We start from the raw sequence: 5,272 nt of genomic DNA on the forward strand, positions 1-5,272 counted from the left end.
CACGTTATTAAACAAAGTGTCGGCCTCGATTTGCCTTTTATACCTAAAATTCCTGCCAAGCAACTGAATTCTAAGTGCTGTAACTAACACTAACAGTGCGCAAAAAAATAATGATACGGTTACATACGATAGGAAAAGCGCAAAGTGTTCTGACAAAAATATATGTCTGTCCTTTTTTACTTTCTTATGGGAAAAGCGCAAAATGTTCTGACAAAAATATGTGTCTGTCCTTTTTTACTTTTAAAAACGGAATGGGTTCCATCATTAGGTTATAGTAATTATCAAGATGCTGAAAAAGATATTAGCTATTATTTGATGAATTACTATAACTGGCACAGACCACATAGCTATAATCAAATGGTTGCCCCTGCTGTAGCAGAAGAAAAACTTAATTCACTGTCCGGAATTAGTTGACCACAACATAATATATAGCCTACATTATTTAATAGAACAAACTGTTTACCCATAACCCTTAATAACTTCCATCAATAAATCAGGTAATTTATATGCGTTTTATAATGATTTTAGCCCTACTCTTTTTGACCGCATGCCGAGATGATGGGAGCCTAACAACCCCAACAACCCCAACAACCCCTATCCCTTTACCCGTTGCTGATGCAGGTCACTCAATGATGCTCCAACAGGGTGCTACCGTAACATTAAATGGTAGTGGTTCATTTGACGCTAATGGCGCACCACTAACCTATTCATGGAAAATAGTCAGCCAGCCAACCGCTAGCACTAGCCAACTAAGTGATTCAAGTAGCCCATTTCCAAGTTTATATCTTGACAAGGTTGGCGATTATGAAATTGAGTTAATTGTTAATAATGGAGCAAATGATAGTCTCCCTGTCATTCTGATGATTAGTGACAGTGACTCTGCTCCTGTCGCTAATGCGGGTTTTGACCAAAAAGCGCAAGGCACCAATGAAATCACCCTTGATGGAAGTTTGAGTTTCGATAGCGATGGTGATCAATTGGCATATGCTTGGACGCTAGTTTCAATGCCGTCAGGTAGTTCAACTGTGTTAGTTCGCGCCGATTCTCCATACCCTGTATTAACACCAGATGTATCTGGTGATTATGAAGTCCAGCTAATTGTCAGTGACGGTAACAATGATAGCTTACCGGATACTGTGTTGATTAGTGACCAGAACCTACCGCCAGTGGCAGATGCAGGGGCGAGTACTACCTTTACTATCGGTAGCACCTTATTTCTTGACGGGTCAGGGTCGAGCGATGTCGACGGTAACCAACTAAGCTACCAATGGCGTATCGTTAATGCCCCAGTGGGAAGTACTGTTTCGATTGTCGATGCTACCTCAGCGAAGGCGAGTATCACCCCAGACGTGTCTGGTGACTTTATCCTTTCCCTCATCGTTAACGATGGACAGGCTGATAGCGCAGTGAGCACTGTCATACTTCACGCTAGTAATCATATTCCTGTTGCAAATGCAGGGGTTAACCAGAGTGGGCAACTCGGTCAAATAGTTCATTTAGATGGCAGTGCTTCCAAAGATGGTGATGGCGACGCTCTTACGCCTCGTTGGTCAATCAGTTCAAAGCCCAGAACTTCTGCAGCCACTTTGGCGGATATCCATACCTTGCACCCAACTTTAACACCAGATGTGATGGGTGATTACGTTGTTCAACTTATTGTCTTCGATGGCCAGCACTTAAGTACGGCTGATTCAGTGACCATTTCAACAAGTAACCTTGCACCAACGGCCAACGCTGGTGTATCTCAAAAGGTAGTAACAGGTCAGTCGATCAATCTTGATGGTTCTCAATCAACCGATCCTGAAGGTAATAGCTTAAGTTATCGTTGGAGCTTGGTCACAGCACCAAGCACTAGTAGCGCAACGCTTTCAGCTAATAATATTGTAGCGCCAGAATTTACACCCGACACTTTAGGCAATTACGTTTTTCAGTTAATCGTTAATGATGGTGACAAAGATAGTGCACCTACAACAGTGACAATATCAGATCAAGATCTCGCTCCTACCGCTCATGCAGGAGCAGATCAATCTGCAGCCACCAGTGTATTAGTGACTTTGAATGGCTCTACTTCAAGTGATCCTGAGTTACAGCCACTAAGTTACAATTGGTCTATGTTATCAAGTCCAAGTGGCAGCGCGACAGTGATTAACGACAGCAGTATGGCTATAGCATCCCTAATGCCTGATCGTGCTGGTGATTACGTTGTTCAGCTCACTGTGACCGACGTGGCAGGACAGAAGTCATCCGATGTAGTGGTTATTAGAGACGGTGCTAGTAATACACTGCCTGTTGCGAATGCCGGTCGCGACTTTCAAGTAGATCTCAACGCCAATGTGGTACTCGATGGCTCTGGCTCTAGTGATGCAGATGGTGACAGCTTAAACTACAGCTGGTCAATTTTGAGTCATCCTGTGGGTAGTACAGCGCAATTGAATAACGAAAAATCAAGAAATCCAGATTTTACGCCTGATGTGGAGGGTGATTTTGTTATTCAACTATTTGTTAGTGATGGTAAAAGTATAAGCCTACCCGATGTACTTGTAATTCACGATACAGAAAAAAATATTGCCCCCTTTGCATTTATGGGCTCTGCAATAGATGGTATTACAACTAAACCCTATACGCTTGACGCTAGTAACAGTTTTGACGTTAACGGCGATACACTAACCTATCATTGGGAATTAATTACGCCACCTGCAAGTATTGCAACGTTAAGCGATAGCAACGTAGCTAAACCTGTCTTTACCCCTGATGTGGCTGGCACTTACACCGTCACTTTAATTGTAAACGATGGTCTGTTAGATAGTACCAAGAATAGCCAAGGGGTGCTGGTGAAAGACCCTATTAAAGGCGCTGCAATACCGCTTCCTGCTGGACATAATTTAATGATGCTAAGTGCTACGGGAGGTGACAGTGGTTCGGGTTCATTGATATCTTTAGAGGAACGAGATTTAACAAAGGCGACAGAAATCTTAAGTCTTCATGGTTTGCCTCGTATGGGATCATCAGCTCATATACAGTCTCTTGTGTTACACCCTAGTAATGAGAAAATGTACGCCTTAATCGATGCAACGGGGTTACATAATACCGGAGTAATTATTGAATTTGACCCTGCAACGAATACTGCGGTCATATTCGCTAATGCACCAGACATAACTTTAAACGGCCATAGTATACGTCAATTTAGGCATCAAATTCTATTTCACCCTGACGGTAAATCGATGTTTATCTTTACCCTAAAAGGCGGCACTGATGATGCAGGGGTACTAATCCACGTTAACAGTGATCCTAGTAGCGCTGACTATCGGGGATTTTCCGTTATTAGCGAATTTGGTTTAGCGCAAGGTTCTTTCCCAGGTTCGAGAGTGCCACCATTTACCGATTTAGCATGGAACGTTACTAGTAATAAGATATTAGCAGCCTTTGGCAGTTCACGATCAGGACAACTGTCGGCAATTGAAATGACGCCAACTGATAATAACAATTTAAGTAAAGCGTGGAGTATTGCCGAATTCGGCTCTCCAATTGTGGCAAGTGCACGAAAATTTGTTGTTGATCAAGATTATATGATCATGATTGAGGAGTATGCCCCATTGAATGTAACTGGTAATGGACGTAATGGAGGTGGTGGTGAAGCTATTCCTGATTGCCACAACGCAGTAGGCAACTTTCGCTGGGGACTAGTCGATATTTATGTGATGTGTTCCGGTGGAGGTGGGTGGGCTCCTGGTTTATACCGCACTAATGGCTCCGTTACACTGCCTGTATACGTTCGAAACTTTAGTAATCATAAAGACTCTAAAGTTAGCGGTGTTACTGCTTCAGTAATTCGTGATACCGCTTATATGAATATAGCTGATGTAAACGCATCAACCTTTTTAGGTGTTGATACTGCTTCGCTAGGCCTATCTCTAGCTTTACCTACTTTGAGTGAAGTGACAAAAGGAAGCTATGTCGATCGCCCTATTATTACCGGAGGCGGCGACAGGGGGACTTATTTTATCGGTGACCCTGCTATTTTGGATCGTGCAAGCGATTCAATTAACGATAGATTCGTAACAACTCTGAGCTATGATGGCGGCGTTAATAAGCGAGGAGCACTCTTAACAGCTGATCGGTTGAATAACAGCGTACAACAGTTCGACTTTGGTTTTGAAAATGGTGGTTATCCTTTTGGCCGGATAACGAAGGCATCAACTGGTGATTATTTTTTCTCTACATTAGCAGGCAGTGCCAGTAGTAAAAGTAGTGAAGGTGCAACAATGCATTTTGATTCTGCATTAGGTGTTACGCAAGAAATTGCACCATCGACCTATTTCAGACCAGGGATTGGCTTGGGTGAAACATCATCTCAAACTCTTTATGGTTTAGGGATAGAGCTTCGAAAACATGTTTACGCACTATATTCTATTGACGCTGGAACATTGGCGATTAACGAGTTAGCAGTAGTCTTAGATTCGACCACGGCGAGCATACCGAGTTACGAATTAATAGTAGATAACGATAATCTATGGTTTTTCACTGATAGCAATCTCAATTGTGTAAACCCAAACAGCTTACAACGCGGTGTTTATAAATTCACCACTGCTGGGCCTCACGATCCTGTGCGTGCGATAAGTTTCATGACTGTGGCCGGTAATGGTTATTTTGCTACACGCAACAGTGCGACGCCAAACCAAGGTACTATTCAGCAGGTTCAAAACGACTGCGCAACGCCAACAATTACTGATGCTGTTACAGGTTTGACTGACTTACCGTCTACGGCGTTACTTGCTGCATCAGATGGTAAATTTTATTACGGTACTGAGGGCGGTAAGCTGATGCAGTTTGATGGTGCTAGTACAGTAATCGAAGTTGCTTCGATTACAAATACTTCAATGGTTGGTTTTCTTACCGAGGATGCAAATGGTGATATAGTTGGTTTCGCATCAAATGGGACGGTAGCCGAAGATCAGATGTACGCGTATACACTAAGTGGGGGTGCATTCACCAAAAGCACTGTCCCAGCAAGTACACCAATTGATACGTTCTATCCAGGAGTCACCGAGATTAACTAGTGTCAGGCATAAGCCCTCTTGTGTTTTAAAAGAATGAAGAGGGTTATAGCGTCGACTCCTATAAACACTTTACTACCATACAGTGTATTAGAGTGTTTACCTTTCTTTTTTACAAAATATAAAAATAAATAACTAGCTCGTTACCTTTTTTCACTTGCGAATATAAGCGACACTCACTTTAAAGTTTCAATCAATAAAAAAGGACAGGCAAAAAA

Annotated in this window: 1 protein-coding gene and 1 pseudogene; both read left to right on the top strand. The window is 42.5% G+C overall.

Annotation, left to right across the window (positions count from 1 at the left end; translation table 11 throughout):
* Positions 1-231 precede the first annotated feature (231 nt).
* Positions 232-414 (top strand): annotated as a pseudogene (locus tag ACFI4Z_RS18945) (IS3 family transposase); the annotation flags it as partial.
* Between the two features lie 92 nt (positions 415-506).
* Positions 507-5,057 carry a PKD domain-containing protein gene (locus tag ACFI4Z_RS18950; protein ID WP_462671883.1) on the top strand — a complete coding sequence of 1,517 codons (4,551 nt, stop codon included), beginning with the start codon at positions 507-509 and terminating at the stop codon, positions 5,055-5,057.
* The last annotated feature ends 215 nt before the right edge of the window (positions 5,058-5,272 follow it).

It is taken from the genome of Pseudoalteromonas sp. RWi3 (assembly GCF_054960735.1).